Below are 17,058 nucleotides of genomic sequence, written 5' to 3'. Positions count from 1 at the left end.
TTATTTTTTCTCCAAAGATGGACTTCCTAAAGTATAACCGTTACCTACTAATACCCTTGCAATATTCATAGCCGTAATATCTTTACTCATTTTGTATCCTATAGGATTACCTCTATTATCAAAAGTTGCTTTTAGAACTTTTTTATCGAATGTAATCAGCTCCTGATTTAAAAATTTATCATAACCTGAAACCATTCCTGCTTTTGCAAACCATGTCGCTATCAGATAACCATCTAAGTCAGTAACTTCGTATTTTAACTCTCCGTTTGTAGAAGGCGAAGTCATTTTGATATACCCGATTTTTTTATCATCTGGATCTTGATTTTTTGCCTTTACGCTATAAATAACACCTGTATCATCAATTGCTAACTGATAGGTATCTGCCAAGCTGTTTGCCTTATCAATATCACCCTGAGCTCCCAATTTTTTTGCGGCTATACCTGCTGATGGTCCATTAATAAAACTTTCGATTGCTTCTTTAACTAAACCTTCTGCAGTAATATAATTTCTGTCAAACAGTTCATAAATAATACTTCTGTCATAATTAAAGGCACTGAATTTTCTGCTCTTATTCTTAAATTCTAATTCGTTTGACTTTCCTGTAGCTTCATCTTTAAGTTCAATCCACGGAAGGTCCATCGAAGTATCGTTAGGAACACTCTTTAACTCAGCTGTCACGTAATAACTTTTATCTAAATTGTAAATTTTAAAAATTGGTTTTTTACCTTCTATATAACCAATTGTTTTTTCATCGAGTTTAATTTCTCCTTTATCGATTTTTATTTTTTGTGCAAAACTACAAGTGCTTATTAGCACAATTAGTAGGGTCAAAATGTTTTTTTTCATAATGTTTATTCTTGTATTTATCTTTTGTTTTTGAAAGTTCTATTTACTTTCCGCTATTGATAATTTTTAATTATCAATTAATTTTTTTATTTGTGTTATACCATATCTTAAATGGTTAATATTAAGCGCGCTAAGTTAATAAATTTTGTAAGATAAATACTGCTTTTTATTACAACCTCATTATTTTCTCGCTGCGTTCAAGAATATTTTGCTCTAAACGCTATTAACTAGAAAGCTATTTAACAATTTTTTGATGAGGTATTAATAATCCATGCCGTGCGAAGTCTCCCACTTCATTTCCTCTCCAATCTATTACAAAATTGTATTTATTTTTTTTTCGTTTTTTTTTACAATCTATATCTTACTTTATCTTAACAAGAAAGATGCATGCGCAAGCGGGAAAATTACCATCAAGCTCTAATTCGTCTACATTCTCAAACATTAACTATTTTCTCCTTTTATATATTTTCGATAATATTTCAATATATATAATGGAAAAAAGGCAAGCATAATAGGTAAAAAAATAGAAAAAAAGGCATTCGGAAACTTAAATAGCATAATTTCAATGAGTATAATAATAAAATAAGAAATAACCGGAATTATAAAAAAATGTTTCTTTTCATTTTCTTTATCAAAATAGATAAATACAGAAGAGCAAAATAAAAGAGAGTATAAAAAAAGATTTAGAAAAAAAATTATTAATTCTCCTTTAGTTCTAACCTTTCCTTCGAAATGCAAATTTGTAAAAAATAATATCAACAGAAAACCTATTATGTAATTAAACATTATGAAAAAACCAGATTTATATGAGATATAAACTAGAAAAATAAGAAGACTGACTTGAATTAGATTACTTAGCATATTTATATATTTAATCAATTGTTATTACAAAAGCTCCTGCTGACACGAGCATCTTGCTCGTGAACCCTCTCATATTTCACCTAAATCTCCTCCATCAATATTTTCTCTCTGATATACTTTCTAAATGTTTTTCCTGTATAGTGAAGCTCATTTGAATCGTGCCAAAACTCAATAACTTCATCTTTATTACTTAATATATCAAACCCAGCAAAATCACCTGAATAATTATCACCAAACAACTTAATATTATCAGGTAAATAATAGATCCCTTCCAATCCTAAATCATTAAAATCAAATAAGACATTCATTACCTTAAACTGTGATTCCATTATATTCCCAGAACCTACTTCTAATAAATAATCAAAAAAATCATTAGGTAAATTTGGATAACTCTCTTTTAAATGATTAATTTCGGAAACAGTACTTCTAATTTTATTATTAATTAATTTATCTTGATTTTCATTTTTCTCTAGAAAATTCAATTCTTTTTCAAAACTCACAGTAAAATACTTAATTTGCTATTTAACAATTTTTTGATGAGGCAGTAATAATCCTACGATATCTTCATAATAAATAACCTCTCCATCAAACAAAACACCATTTTCTGAAAAGTCATTTAAGCCTAAATTTTCAAATTCAAAATCATTTGCTCCATACTTAAAACAAAGTTTTTTCAAATCTCTCAAAAAACTATTTAATCTTTGTGTATTTAAATAAGCTAAATCAGAGTTGTCTATAGGATATTCAAATTCAAGACATTTTTTATTTTCTAACCTTAAATTAAATATATCATTATCTAAATAATAATATAATTGAATCCCTTTTGTACCAATATCTAAAGCTACTTTAATTGGTGTACAAGTATACTTACTGTTCAATTCTTCTAATCTTATAATAGGGTCAATAGATACTATTGGTTCTGGTTGTTGTTGTTCATTATTAATAAACAAAATACTTGGGAATACCCATGATTCATCATAGGTATGAATAAATAGCAAGGGATTATGATACCTAATATCATCGAACATGCTTTTATATAATAAAAATTCGCTTTCAAAATGATGAATATTTTCAAAATATTTTGTTGATGTTGCTATACCAAATTTATTTGACAAACATATGTAGTCCCATGCAAAAGAATTTTTTGCATTTAAAAAAAAATCTAATGATTCTTGTTTCTCCCACCTAAGAAAACCATAAACACTAAGCTCTGCTTCATAATCATACCAATAATCAGAAGAATTATTTACTTTAATATCTTTTCTTTTCATTACTAATCAGTATTTTTGAAAAAATAGGCATAGACAAAATTTATTTTTCCTCAATTCTTAATTTATATTTTTTTTTTTAGATTATAATTTATTTCAAGATTAGAAAATTTACCAAATAGTTGTTTCGAATCTAAAGAAGAAATTAGTCTATTTTCTTCATTGAATACTAAGTATTGTGGTTCATTCTTTAATATTTTATTTTGTAAAATATGACATTGGAAGTCCTCTCAATAAATTACTTGAAGCATCAGATACATGCTTTGTCCAACTATCTAATTCAAAATTAACAGAACTCTCAAAATCTGCATCATTAAATCTTTTATCAATCTTACTGATTTCAATATAAATTTTTTGTATATCCCTATATAATAAAGGGTAATCTCTGAAGTAATAAAAATGTGATGTTGTAGATGCAATTTCTCCGATAGCTGAGACTGAATTCGAACTTATACTTTTCAATGCAATTTCACATCTTAAAATTTCAAAAGACAAAATGATAAAAATATCTGCAGCAGTAATACCACTTGAGTCATATTTTTTTTTTATTTCCTGAATTACATTATCTATTTTCTCTAAAATTAAACTATCCATACTTTTTTTTTAGTGTGCTACTTCTTCTGAAATCATTTTGATATTATGCTGTAATTTATCCGTTATATACTGTAAAAATCCTGTATTCATTTTGGTCTTTAATACTTTCGTGTTTTCCAAAATTTCGTAAGTCACAAGTTTATATCCAGATGCATCTGCGAACCCAACTGCTCTAACCCCTTCATCAGCTGCTGATCCATCAGTAAAGAAATGTTTTTCAGGTTCAATATTTCCAATTGTTCGTTCAAACCTCCAGACTCTAGTTCCTTTTTTTAATTCAATTATTGAAACTCCTCCAGATAAATCGACCTTACCCTTAATTATATTATTTATTTCACTATTTTTTTTATTCATATCTCTAAGCCAATCTGCTATCATCTCAATTTTCCTTTGTTTAGAAGCATTTGAACTTGTAATTAATGCAACATCTTCGACGCTTGCTTTACTATCAACAATAGCGTCGTCGGCTTGATTCTCTATTACATTAGCACTATCATCTACATTATCACCTTCAACACCATACTTTTCAGGATGTTCAACAAAATCCTCTATAGCATCTTCTGTTTGTTTTTCACTATATTTTTTTCCTCGCCATGCTGAAAACTTACTAATACCAAAATTAACTACTTTTTGAACTATAATATTTAAAATTGCCTGTTTTATCCCATTTAAAGTACTTTTACCGACTTCAACTTCTGATAAACTCTTTCCACTTTTCAACTGACTCCAAACATCATCTCCAAAACCCACAACAAAACCACTGACTCCTGCACAGCCTGTTCCACATTGATCCACCAATGCCGATGTATAACAACTTGTCAATGCACTAGGCAGCGAAATCTCTTCCATTAATTGTCTAGTTGTAAATTTTTCATTAAAATATGTTTTGACAATTGCATTTATTCCCATTTGAAATCCAGCGTCAAGGATAAATCCTGAAATACATTCGGTCGCTTTTTTACTTGCAAAAACCTCTGCCGTTCCAATACTTAAAGCTCCATAAAAAACTAACTTCCCCATTGTATCGGCAAACTGTGCCTGCGTAGATACACCTTTTGCAACAATAGCTTTTTGTGTACAAAAAGGGTCTGTTTGGTCTGGAACAGGATCTTTAAAATATATGGTAACATCTACTCCTGTTGCACTTCCATCCACATCATTGAGAACATAGCTCAACCAAAACTTTGTAATTTTTAATTTATTTAAATCAGGATCTTTAGTCTCAATTAAGAATAAATTCTGAACTGGATTACTAATACTCCACCCTTTATAATGAGTTATTTTTAAGGTTCCGTTTTCTTCATCATAAACAGATGTTTTATATGTTTTATCAGTTCCTGGAAAAGTTGCGGTGTTTTTTGAAACCTCGCTGGCAGCTAATTTTAAATAATTTACTTTTTCTGTTGCCAAAAATGCTACAATTGCTTTTAGAGAAGCATCACATTTTTCACTGAAAAACTTGTTAACTTCCTCAAAAGTGGAATTAGTTTTTGCTAAATTCTCTTGGTTTTGATTACCTGCTGTTGAATAATTATTAGAAGCCAAATCAACAAAAACTGGATCTAATTCAGCAACTTTTTTCTTTAAATCTTCAGGAACATCAGGAGCATTTACCAATGTTTTATATTGCTGGTCAGCTTTTTCTAAACCAGCATATATCTCTTTCCAATTTTTATTATAATCCTCTTCACTAATTGTACCAGCAGCTTTTTGCTTTTCTAATTCATCTGCTCTATTAAATAAATCTGCAATTCCTTCTAATAGCCCTTTTACATCGTTTACTATTTCACTACCATTTATCACATTTCCCCATTTCGGATCATAAGCCGTCTCTACAACCCCGCTAATCAATTGATAATCTGTATTAATAGTAATATTGTTAAATTGAACTGCTATTTTAGTCTCATTTAAGTATGGCACTATGATATAGCCTTTTCCTGTGTAAGGCCCCTTGCCTTCCAATTCTAAAACAGTAACCGGAAAATCTCCAGCCTTAAAAGTTTCACTCTCTATTAAATTCGTAAGCGGTTTTTGATTCTGAATATTAATTTGAGGAACAATACCACAATTATATGCCGGAACTCCGCTAGTTTCTGTAGGAGTTGTAAAAGTGTTTATTCCTGAATACGTAAACGACTGAACGCCTTCGCTTACAGGATCACAACTTGAGCCTACTCTAAACTGATACGTTACACCTGGTTCTAAATTGGTGATTAAAGTTTGTCTATTTAAACTGTAAGATGAAAACCATTGTGCGTTGCGTACATCTTGCTTTTTGTATTGTACCTGATAACGAGTATGCTCCGGTATTCCTTCCCAAGTAATTTTTACACTTTTAGAACTCTGAGATTCGCTTAACAAAAAGGTTGGAGCCGCACAAGAGGCAGTATATTTAAACGAATATATCTCACTATAGCCATCATTTTTAAAGACGGCATTCTCTGAAAGTCCGGTAGTCGATATAGCTTTTACACGCCATGCGTATCGTAGACCAGGAGTAAGAATTGGCATACTCAGATTATACAGCAAAGCAGTTCCAAAAAGTGTTTCCTCATATAAAATGGGAGACATTTGAAACCCAATTTGAGGATCTAACGTTGGATCGATAAGCTGTTTTAATTCGAATTTATACGATATATTGGTCGCATTTATTTGACGCGGAGTCCACGTAAATAAAATATTCGGAAATTCTGTCGATGCAATTTGCTCGTTTTTTTGTGGTGTGTTTAATAGTGGAGGATCATTTAATATCAGGTATAAACTGGCACAACTTTTCTGTGAGATCTTTTGGTTGGTTACAAAATCGTACATCTCAAAACAAAAATTGTACATTCCTTCCGGCAACGGATTAGCATATTGAGCCGGAGAAATTCCCTGTAGATTTTCTAATCTAAAAAGGGCGGAAATATCGGTATTGGTCAGCGTTTGTAATTCGCCTCCATTTATAAAAATAGGTCGTTGTCCTTGTATAAAATCACTACTCTGTATATTAAGTCCGTTGCCTTGTATGTATAACTTTAAACGCACCTGCCTTTGCGATATAGAGATGTCGGTAGGATTAATCAGCAGCTGCATTTTAGTATCCATACTAGTCGCATAATCTGATATTTTGACGCTGTACGGACTATTAAAAACAGGTGTTAACTGAACTGGATATAATTGCGCATATCCGGTTACACTAAAAAACAGAAAGAGAACAAATAAATGTATGTTATTGAAAAGGTTTTTCATTTTTTTAATAGATGATAATTTTTTTAACCAATGTTTGTTGTCCTGTTTCTAATACCAGAATATACATTCCGGATTCTAATGACGTCTCAAAATCTATTTCATATTTTTTCTTTCCTGAATCATTTTTCTGAATCATCGTATTTTGTCCCGTCGTAGCGAATAACCTTAAATTTACAGCACTAATATTTTCTAAAGTTACAAGCGCTTTAAAATTACCATTACTTGGATTTGGAGTTACAATAAAATCTACAATAAATTGCGATGTAGTACCTGTATTTGGTAAACCACTTCGTTTTTCAACGGTAATATTTTTACTGAATGTTGCGTAACATTCTCCTTGCGTTTGCTCTAAACCAATGGCATATACGCCTGTTGCATCAAACTTAAGGGTTATGTATTTTTCCTTTTGCTCTACAATTTTTACTCCGTCAGGAATTACCCAATTTGTGCTTTCTCCAAAAGGATTACTGGTATTCACTAAGATTACTTCCTCATCTAAATAGGCTTGTGAACTCAATAAAAACTCTGAACTAATAATAGCCTGACTTGTTTTTATTACAATTTCATCTTCGCTAATGCAACCTAGTCCTGAAGTTACTTTTACCTGATAAGTTCCGGCTTTTGATACATTTATTTTTGCTTCATTTGATGTAAATCCGTTTGTAGATGTCCAGCTGTATTGTGCATTTTCATCGGTAATTGTAGCATCTAAGTCCAGGCTTTGTTCACTACATAATGTTCTGTCTGGACCAATATTAACAATAACTGCTTCCGGATCTTTTAAAACAAATCTCTTTTTGTACACACAACAATCCGGACAGGTTATAGTCACTTCATAATTTCCTGCTTTCAGATTATTTAAATCTTTAGTAGTAGCTCCAGTGTTCCATAAATAGCTGTATGGTAAGTTTCCTCCAGTAACATTTAGTTCTATTGAACCATCATTTCCTTTAGAACAAACTGGGTTTATAATACTTTCTGTGGTTAATATTCCATTTGGATCACCTACAAAAATACTTCCCTGAACGACACATCCTTTTGCATCTGTTACTATTACAAAGTAATTATTTGTTGTAATGTTTTCTATTTTAGGTGTTATCTCACCATTTGTCCACTCGTAAGTATATGGCGGAGTTCCTCCTGTAACACGCGCTTCTGCCCAACCATCATCTCCTGTTGTACAGCCAACATCAAACTTGGTGAAGGATAATTGTAATTTTGAAGGTTCCGGCATATTTTGTGTAGCGTCTTTTTCTTCAACCAAAACATTATTGATATAAGTTCCCAATTTTATTCCGTTAGCATCTTCAATATTCAGGGCGTAATTGCCATCTGATAAATTTTCTGCAGTTTCATCGTGATCGTTCCAGATAATCCAGGAATTACCTTTTTGTTTTTTCCATGTATAAAAATAAGGTAATCCATTGTTTTTTGTAGCCTCTAACTGAATTCCACCTTTTACATGAGCGAACAGAATACCATCCTGAGATTCATCTCTTTGATTGTCTTGTGGATTTGCATCTGTTTCATTTCCAAATTCATTACCTACATTACAAGAAATAGTACGAACTACCTCAAAAGTTACTTCAAGCGGATCCGGATCATCTAAAGTTGTAATAGAATTGGCAACTGTACAGCTTGTTTTATTTTTAGCCGCATCGTAATTTGCATCACGAACCGTTAAGCTATATAGTTCTTCGCCAACTCCATTTAAAGAAATAGTGTATATATCATTATTAAAATTGGTAGTGGTTGTAGTTTGTATTATGCCTTTACTGTTTTTCCATTCAAACCAATAGGTATTGTCTGAAAAAATGGTTCCACCGGTAACTTCTACAACAATTTTTCCATTGGTTGCCTTATAAAAACTCGGGTTCAGAACTTCTTTATATTTTATAGAAATAGGTGTTTTTGGTTCGGTAATTGTAACCTCTGCTTGTGTAGTACATCCTCTAAAATCTGTAACAGACACCAAATATTTACCCGCTTTTAAAATTGTATTTTCATCAATTTTTACCTCATTCGACCATACATATTCATACGGAGGTGTACCTCCCACAGCACTTGCTGTAGCCCAACCGTCATTTCCACCGTTACAAAAAACATCACCATGAGTAATAGTTACAGATAATTTTGATGGTTCTTCCATTAATTGAGTAACATCTATTTGCTGTGTTAGTACATTATTAACATAAGTTCCCAGCATAATACCATTTCTGTCCTTCACGTTTAAGGCATAATTTCCATAAGAAAGATTAGAAGCGGTTTCACTTGTAATATTAGGCAAATCTGTCCACGAACCATTTTCCTCCTGTTTTTTCCAATAAAAATAATAAGGCAATCCATTATTTTTATCTAGTGCAAGCGGAGTTCCCCCTGTTACATGCGCCTTCAAAATTCCATCCTGCGATTCATCTCGTTGACCGTCTTGTGGTGTTGTATCTTTATCGTTTCCAAATTCATTACTTGTATTACACGAAATAGTTCTAACTATTTCGAATACAACTTTTAAAGGATCAGGTTCATTTAAGGTTACTTTTGACTCTAAAACAGAACAATTAACAATTTGACTCGCAGCTTCGTTATAATTTTTATCTTTAATTGTCAAAAAATAATCATCAGCCGGAACTCCATTTAGTGTAATGGTATAAACTCCATTTTCTATTATGTCAGTTGTAGTTTGTATTATTCCTTTACTATTTTTCCATTCATAATTATATGATTTATCATCATATGGTGTTCCACCCGTTATCTTCGCTACGATTCTTCCATTTGTAGCTCCTGAAAAAGTAGGTGTAAAAATCTCTGCATAATTAATTTTAACTTCTTCTGTTGGCTCACCAATTGTGATACTATCTTTTATAAAACAGCCATTTGCAGCTGTAACTTCTACAAAATATTCTCCTTTTGTTAAGTTCGAAATTTTGTTTCCTTCAATAGTTCCCGTCCCTACATTAAACCATTTATACTTATACGGAGCTTCTCCTTTGGTTACGGTTGCTATAACCCAGCCATTCTTGCCTCCATGACAGGAAACATTTAGCGAATCAAATACTAATTCCAGTTTCTTTGGCTCTAAAATTTCTTGTGTTGTGGGAATTGCTGTTATTAAATCTTTTGTATCATAAGTTCCTTTTACAATTTTATTAGCATCTTCAACATTTAGCGAATAGATTCCTTCTGAAAGGCCAGTTGCTGTATCGGTTTTATAATCTTCTAATTTATCCCACTTACTTGTTTCTGTATTGTATTTTGACCAGTTAAAGATATAAGGCAAACCACCATTTTGTGTTCCGGTAAACTTAATACCACCTTTTACTGTTGCTTTTAAAATTGCATCTGAAACGACAGTCTCATCTCCGGTTGGATCTAAATTTGCTGTATTACAGGAAATTCCCTGAATAATTTCTAATTCAATTTCAATTGGATCAGGATCATCTAAAACAGTTACTAAATCAGTTACTTTTAATGGATCTAAAGTACAGTTTCTGGCATCTGTAATATATAATGTATAAGTATCAGCAGGTACATTGTTCAGTGTAATAGCAAAAATATCATTTAAAAAAACAGCTGATGATTTACTCGCTGCGACGGTTTCATCCTTACTATTCTTCCAAATATAGGAATATGAATTTCCACTAATTGGAGTGCCCCCAGTAATTGAAGCCGTAATTTTACCATTTTCTGCTTTGTTAAAAGTTGGATTTACCGAAGTAATTTTCACTAATTCAAGTGCACTTGCAGGCTGACCAATATTTTCTGATAATTCTTTATCATTATTGTCTGCTTTTTTTGCTATACAGCCAACAATATCATCTGAATTTCTTAATTTTCGTACTTTTATATAACATAATCCCAAAGAAAGTCCGCTTATGGTAGTTTTATCAACATCTGAAAAATTCTTCCAGCTTGATCCTCTATCTGTTGAATATTGATAAATACCATTTTCAATACCTCCTGTAGCCAAAATGTCAATTTCGCCATCTGCTCCTCCAAAACAATTAATATCTCTTTTCGTGACAACAGAAAAATCAACAGGTGTTGGTGAATCTATATTAAAAATATAAGGATCAATCTCAGTATGTGGAGACCCAGTACTTGATCCGTTTATAAATCCTGTAAATGCAATTCCGTATTGTCCTTTTGAAAAATCACATGGAAATTTGTAACTATTGTTTCCATCAAGAGAAATTAGATCTTGTGGCCCCTGTGATGAACATACAACTGACATCCATTTCCCCTCTTTTTCGTCAAATTGTCTAATACTAAAAGTCAATTTTTCTGTATTGAATAATGGTCTGTTGAATTTTAAAATCAGCTTACCATCTTTGCTATCAAAACAACTCGTTTTTTCTTCTGTTTTTGAGACTATTTCCGGAGCAGATTGTCTAACTATATAAGTAACAGGGTCAGAGAAAACATTACATGCCTTTTGTCTAAAATAGATTTCTTTTCCATGATTTTCTCCAGCATTTATCCCTAAAATTTCTTTAGCACTAGCACTAAAACTTGATTTTTCAGCAAATTGCGGCATATCAATCCAACTATTAGGGTCTTGTAGATTAAGCGAATATTGCCAATTATACTCTGATGAGGAAAAACCTGTATTTGATGCTATCGTGATTTGTTTGTCTGTAGGTAATTCATTCTTGTTCCCAGGATCTGCAATTACAAGAATTGGGCGAATTTTTACATTAAAAGAGGAGCTTCCTATTCCATCTCCATCATCTACCACATTTTTAAATTGCTTAAATTCAAAGGTGTAATCTAAGCAATGAAATTTATCTGTAGTAGTAATCCTTCCGCTATTATTAGGCCTGTTTCCTCTGCAAGATTGTCTATCATATCTGGAAGCAGAAAAAAACATTGACACCGGAATTTTATCTGCTGTAAATGTAGTTTTTACATTAGTGTATGTATCAGTAACTCTGTTATCACTGTAAGTGATATTTAGAGGGTTGTAGTTATCCCCTGAAGCCTTAAATTCGAGAGTCACAAATGCTACACCACAATTGTGATGTTCATCTCCATAAGCCCAACCATTAAAAACAACTTCGTATGAACCTAATTCTGGAACGGTAGCCTGAGCAAACCCAAATCCTGAAATCAATAAAATGATGAATAAGTAAATTTTCTTCATAGGCTTAATATATAACTGTTAAGGTTTCTGCCTTTGCAGGGCTGTCGCTTTCCAGATTAGGAATCAAATGATATTCGTATTCCTGATTAATTTTTAAATTTTTATCTTCTAAAGTAAAAACGTTTGCGTTTAATTCCTTCCATAAAGTTGGCGGAGTTCCTTTTACATTTTTGTAAATACTTAACCCCAGGACTTTGCCTTTATTTTTTGCATAATCCCAGCTTAATACTATCTTTTTATTCTCTCTATCTGGTAATCCCTGCAAAAATGTAATTACTTTAACAGGAGTAAAGTTTAATACATTTACGGTTATTATAGAATGATCTAATGACGACCAAAGATTACTTTTATCTTTTGCCAGAATAGCGTACTGGTATGTTTTTCTATTTTCTACCCTGTCATCCGTAAATTCCTGAATGGTATCATTTATCTGTTTAATCTCCAACCATTTTTCCTGTCCTTTCTCTCTCCTTCTAAGACTATATCCTACTACATCTTCACTATAACTGCGTATCCATTTTAAATGTACTTTGCCATCTTTATTATCATAATCCTTAAAAATCGGAGCCGCTGGCGGAATTTTATCGGGCTTATCCAACACCAAAACATCAGATGGATCTGAAATATTAAATCGCATGTCTTCTGCAGCAATTCTGTAATATACTTTACTGTTCGTCATTTTAAGACTCACGCTGTCTTTGTAATCATTACCCACATACGATTTGTGATAAATATCTACAAATTCTTCATCGGGATTATTGGCTTTTAAAATTCGATAACCTCTTAAATCTTTTTCCAGATTCGCTTTCCATTTTAGTCGCACCACTCCAAGGCTATCTATTACGCCTTCTAATCCGATTGGTTTTGCGGGCGGTATAGAATCTACAGGCTGAACCAACATACTCTGAGATGTTAAACGCTGGTTGTTTTTACCAACAACAGAAATGGTAAAATAATTGGACGGATATAAATTCTCCTTAAAATTGAGTTTTCTCTCCGACGGAGGAATCATTTTAGAAACTACTTTATACGGACCTTTGTCATTATTGGCTAAATTGATTTCATAACCCTGAATAAAACCTTCAGAATCTTTAGGGTAATCCCATTCTAAATTAACCTCGTTTGAGTTAACAATATTATAATCTACAAGCCTTGCCGGAGTAACTATAGCAGCCACCCCTTTTGCAGTAATAGGTTTTGTCAATTCTCCTTTTTCTCCAAATGAAGTTATACCATATAACCTATATTGATATATTTTATCGTTTACGCTAAGTGTATCGATATAATACATCGATTTTGAAGGATGCTCATCTTTATCATTCAGGTTTACTAAAGGCGTAGTAGCGATGGGACTAAAATTGACTCCGTCTGAAGATTTCTCTACCATAAAAGAAGTATAAATTCTTTTAAAAGTTTCATAATCCCATGATAGCATTACTTTTTTATCATCAGGAATTGCAATAAAATCAGTAGGGGCAGGTAAAGTAGTATAATCTTTCAGACCTATCATATAAGATGACTCCTTGACTTTTGGACTTTCAAAAACACTTACCTGATAAGCATAAACTTCATTTTTCTTTACATTGGTATCTACAAATCCCCAACCTGCCTTTAATGCACCTTCAAAGCTCATATCGGCTGCATATAAAGCAAAAGTATATCGCTGATCCAGTTCATCGGCCATATTTACTATTTTGGACAAATCTCCTTCTTTAGCTGCACTTACTTCAAAACTTTCACCATAAATAGATTGAGCTATAATAGCTATATTATTATCTTTTTGTACTAAATCAAGCCAGGAATCTAAAGGCTCAGGCACTAATGATTTTGGAGTAAGTAGTATTTTTTCGGGTTTTGGCAAAACAACACCATCCCTCAATATAGTTGTCCTTGTAATTACAAATCCTTTTTTATTTGCTTTTTGCCATTCGCTTGGTGAGTTTATTGCCCAACGAATCAAAATTTTATCTTTTTGAGCTCTGGCATTGACCATTACAGTAGCTTTTTTGGTCTGAGAATACGATAAGGATACAAATAATATGAATAAAAAAAGAAGCTTGCTTTTTGACATTAATGTGTAATTATTTCCATGTTAAAAAAGGCAAAAATAATGTTTTATATTAACTAGCAAACAGCTGTTTACTAAAAAAAAACAATAAATTAGGGTAAATAGAACATTAATTTAAATATTAATCATTAAAACCAAGAAAATACCTATATTATTTTATTATATCAAAAATTGAATGAAATTATGCAATGCGTTTAACGGTGAATTTCAGATAAAAAAAAGACTGCCCAGAAATTGAACAGTCTTTATTTATTTTATCAATTCTAAAGCCTAAGCCATAAACAAAGCATATTTATTATAATTATATAAAACCTGATCATATGGCACTAAAAGTGGCGCAATTTTTTCTGAAGACGCATTGAATGTAATTCCGTTATGCTTTCTGAATAAATAGATCTCTTTTAAACAATTTGACAAACTTTGGTGAATTGATGTTGTAAAAGTTGGCAATTGTTTGTCGCCTACCAACAAATCAATTTGGTAATTTGAACTACTTTTAGAAAGATTGTTTCCAATGATTCTTATCGTAAATGTGGTCGGTTTTCCGTATTGTTCACCTTGATACTGTATTACCATAATTTTAGTATTTAGAGTTTTAAAATTAGTTTTTCCTTCACTTCAGATCGTATTCAATATTAAAGTTATGAAAAAAAAACATGTTGTTTCACAAACTGATTCTTAAATATCAATTTATGGCAAAGTTACTATAAATTCTATTTCAAGAATTTTTTATTTAAGGCTTAATGATAATTTAATTCCAAATATCGGCAATTGCTTTACGTTCGATATTAATAGCAAACAAAGGTGTTTCCTCTTCATTATGTAATACAACATTTTGCAGCATCTGACTTTTTACGATTGCTAAATCAGTAATATTAATTGATTTTAATAACGCTAAAAACTCTTCGGTTGCGCTCACAATTACACGATTAGAAAACTCACAGCTGTCATTAGATAACGCTGTAACTTTTAACTCCCAGGTAATTCTTAATTTTGTTGTTCCCAAAGAAGAAATTGAATCTGATACAGAATTTACTCTGCAATGATTTCTACCTCCTATTTCTTCAATATAATGCTGTACCAGAAGATTATCGGCAACTTTTTCAACATTTATTGACATTCTTTTTCCATCTTTTGAAATTGAAATTCCGCCAGCAATATGCCCTTCTGAGCAAGATTGATATTCATGATCTTTCAATGTAAAAAGCCATTCTGAAAGATTTATTTTTTCTGCAGCACAATGGATTATTGCTGTTGCAGTAGATTCAGCAAGTATTTCCATGTTTATGACTCTAAAGATTTTACAAATTCAGCTGCAGATAAAAGAGAATGCCCGTAATTGGGAAAATTAGTTTCTACAGTAGCTTTTATTTCTTCCTGATTAAAAGCACCAATTCCGTCCTTAATTAAGGTAACATGATAACCTAATTCAACACCATATCTTGCAGTAGAATCAATACAGGTATTTGCTCGCATTCCAGCAATTATAATATGATCGATATCGTGCATTTTTAAAAGAAAATCCAAGTCAGTATTAGCAAAACCACTCGCTGTCCAATGATTTTGCGCTATTAAATCTCCATCTTCCGGCAAAAGTTCCGGATGAAATTCTGCACCCCAGCTGCCCTTTTCAAAAAGCGTCAAATTTTTACTGCCATTATGTGATGGAGAAAAAAATTTCCAATTTAAATAATCTCCTTTTTGAGTATGTCTGTGTGGTGCATAAACAATTTGAATTTTATGTTTCCTTGCTGCCGCTAAAACATTTTTCATATTCTGAACGACATTTCCATTCTGGACAGTTTCTTTTACAAAAGGCCAAAGTTTTCCATTCTCAGAAAGGAAATCATTAAAAGGATCAATCAATATCAATGCGGTTCTTTCATTTTGATAAACACTCATAATTTTATATTTAGAAATTAAAAATATTTAGCCTCAAAACCCAAACCAAATCATAACTAATTAATTTTAAGTCACTTACAATAAGAAAGATTGTTTAAATATCACTATTACTCTGATTATCATCGAAATATCAAAAAATACGGCAAAAAAAAACCGTAACGAGAGTTACGGTTTTCAACAATTAACTAAATATATTTAATCAACTTGTTAACGAGAGTAAAATTCATTCATAAGCACGATTAATTTTGGGTAACAATTGTAGTTTCTTTTTCAGTATTAATTTCTAGTAAAACAGGATTTCCGTTTTCGTCAAGCATAGTCATATTTAAAACATCTAATACGGCCAAGTTCTTAGAAACAGTTCCTTTAAATTTATTATAAGACAAATTCAATTCAGTTAAATTATGTAATTTTTCAAGTCCACCCGGAATTTCACCTTCCAAATTATTATCAAATAAACTTAAATTTTGCAAAGCATGAAAATTTATAATTTCAGGATTCAAAATTCCTGTAAGTTTATTATTATTCAAAAGTAATACTTTTAAAGTAGAAATTTTATATAATGAACCAGGTAAATCGCCTTTAATTTCATTATTAAACAAAGCAAGAATTTCCAATTGTGCTAACTGTCCGATTTCCAATGGTAATTCTCCTGAAATTTTATTTTTAAAAAGTTCTAAATCTTTAAGTTTTTTTAATTCGCAAATAGATTTCGGTAAAGATCCGGTTAATTTATTATCAGAAATATTCAAAATTTCAAGTTCTTTCAGGTTTTCGATTGCATTTAACAATGACCCTTTAAGATTATTTTGATGCAAATCGATGCTTTTTAAAAATACCAAATTAAAAAATTCAGAAGGCAATTCTCCCTGCAAATTATTATCAGATAAATTCAGTGCAATTACTTTTCCGTCTTCAACCTGAACACCATACCAATCTAAAACAGAAGTGGATAAATCCCATTTTATTTTCCAATGCTTCCCATTTGTCGCATTATAAAATTTAATTAAGGCATTTTTCTCTTTTTCTGAAACAGTATCTGCATAAATATTCAATGAAAATATAAAAGCTAGAAAAATTGGGGCTAAGCTTTTCATAACAAAATTTGGGGTTTGTTTCTGCGTGTAAAAATATACTTTTTACAGATA

Annotated in this window: 11 protein-coding genes; all 11 read right to left on the bottom strand. The window is 31.4% G+C overall.

The window, feature by feature from the left end; genetic code table 11:
• Positions 1–846, bottom strand: coding sequence for a hypothetical protein (locus tag BUE22_RS17985; RefSeq protein WP_073397164.1), 846 nt, complete (start codon positions 844–846; stop codon positions 1–3).
• Positions 847–1,787: 941 nt separating this feature from the next.
• Entirely contained in the window at positions 1,788–2,207 is a 420-nt protein-coding gene (locus BUE22_RS17975) for an SMI1/KNR4 family protein (protein ID WP_073397160.1), read from the bottom strand.
• An 18-nt stretch (positions 2,208–2,225) separates the two neighbouring features.
• Entirely contained in the window at positions 2,226–2,978 is a 753-nt protein-coding gene (locus BUE22_RS17970; protein ID WP_073397158.1) for a hypothetical protein, read from the bottom strand.
• A 195-nt stretch (positions 2,979–3,173) separates the two neighbouring features.
• Complete coding sequence (locus BUE22_RS17965) at positions 3,174–3,569, bottom strand: hypothetical protein (protein ID WP_073397156.1); 396 nt, start codon at positions 3,567–3,569, stop codon at positions 3,174–3,176.
• A gap of 9 nt (positions 3,570–3,578) precedes the next feature.
• Positions 3,579–6,800: a fibronectin type III domain-containing protein gene (locus tag BUE22_RS17960; RefSeq protein WP_073397154.1), complete on the bottom strand. Its 3,222-nt coding sequence runs from the start codon at positions 6,798–6,800 to the stop codon at positions 3,579–3,581.
• Positions 6,801–6,804: 4 nt separating this feature from the next.
• Entirely contained in the window at positions 6,805–11,940 is a 5,136-nt protein-coding gene (locus BUE22_RS17955) for a T9SS type A sorting domain-containing protein (RefSeq protein WP_073397152.1), read from the bottom strand.
• A 4-nt stretch (positions 11,941–11,944) separates the two neighbouring features.
• Complete coding sequence (locus BUE22_RS17950) at positions 11,945–13,933, bottom strand: fibronectin type III domain-containing protein (RefSeq protein ID WP_124020495.1); 1,989 nt, start codon at positions 13,931–13,933, stop codon at positions 11,945–11,947.
• A 345-nt stretch (positions 13,934–14,278) separates the two neighbouring features.
• Entirely contained in the window at positions 14,279–14,584 is a 306-nt protein-coding gene (locus BUE22_RS17945) for a hypothetical protein (RefSeq protein WP_073397148.1), read from the bottom strand.
• A 175-nt stretch (positions 14,585–14,759) separates the two neighbouring features.
• Positions 14,760–15,290 (bottom strand): hypothetical protein, encoded by a 531-nt coding sequence (locus tag BUE22_RS17940; RefSeq protein ID WP_073397146.1) that lies wholly within the window; start codon positions 15,288–15,290, stop codon positions 14,760–14,762.
• A 2-nt stretch (positions 15,291–15,292) separates the two neighbouring features.
• On the bottom strand, positions 15,293–15,910 hold the full coding sequence (locus tag BUE22_RS17935) for a cysteine hydrolase family protein (protein WP_073397144.1): 618 nt from the start codon (positions 15,908–15,910) through the stop codon (positions 15,293–15,295).
• A gap of 239 nt (positions 15,911–16,149) precedes the next feature.
• A complete protein-coding gene (locus BUE22_RS17930; RefSeq protein ID WP_073397142.1) occupies positions 16,150–17,007 on the bottom strand; it encodes a leucine-rich repeat domain-containing protein in 858 nt (285 codons plus the stop codon).
• Positions 17,008–17,058 lie beyond the last annotated feature (51 nt).

This window comes from Flavobacterium pectinovorum (assembly GCF_900142715.1).
GTDB classification, from domain to species: domain Bacteria; phylum Bacteroidota; class Bacteroidia; order Flavobacteriales; family Flavobacteriaceae; genus Flavobacterium; species Flavobacterium pectinovorum.
Note: the sequence above shows the minus strand (reverse complement) of the source record. Positions and strands in the feature narration are given on the sequence as shown.

Bases quoted from the DNA above. Each gene is read 5' to 3' on its own strand.
- BUE22_RS17935 (WP_073397144.1), bottom strand. From the start codon at position 15,910: ATGAGTGTTTATCAAAATGAAAGAACCGCATTGATATTGATTGATCCT.
- BUE22_RS17970 (WP_073397158.1), bottom strand. From the start codon at position 2,978: ATGAAAAGAAAAGATATTAAAGTAAATAATTCTTCTGATTATTGGTAT.
- BUE22_RS17940 (WP_073397146.1), bottom strand. From the start codon at position 15,290: ATGGAAATACTTGCTGAATCTACTGCAACAGCAATAATCCATTGTGCT.
- BUE22_RS17955 (WP_073397152.1), bottom strand. From the start codon at position 11,940: ATGAAGAAAATTTACTTATTCATCATTTTATTGATTTCAGGATTTGGG.
- BUE22_RS17960 (WP_073397154.1), bottom strand. From the start codon at position 6,800: ATGAAAAACCTTTTCAATAACATACATTTATTTGTTCTCTTTCTGTTT.
- BUE22_RS17930 (WP_073397142.1), bottom strand. From the start codon at position 17,007: ATGAAAAGCTTAGCCCCAATTTTTCTAGCTTTTATATTTTCATTGAAT.
- BUE22_RS17945 (WP_073397148.1), bottom strand. From the start codon at position 14,584: ATGGTAATACAGTATCAAGGTGAACAATACGGAAAACCGACCACATTT.
- BUE22_RS17985 (WP_073397164.1), bottom strand. From the start codon at position 846: ATGAAAAAAAACATTTTGACCCTACTAATTGTGCTAATAAGCACTTGT.
- BUE22_RS17950 (WP_124020495.1), bottom strand. From the start codon at position 13,933: ATGGTCAATGCCAGAGCTCAAAAAGATAAAATTTTGATTCGTTGGGCA.
- BUE22_RS17965 (WP_073397156.1), bottom strand. From the start codon at position 3,569: ATGGATAGTTTAATTTTAGAGAAAATAGATAATGTAATTCAGGAAATA.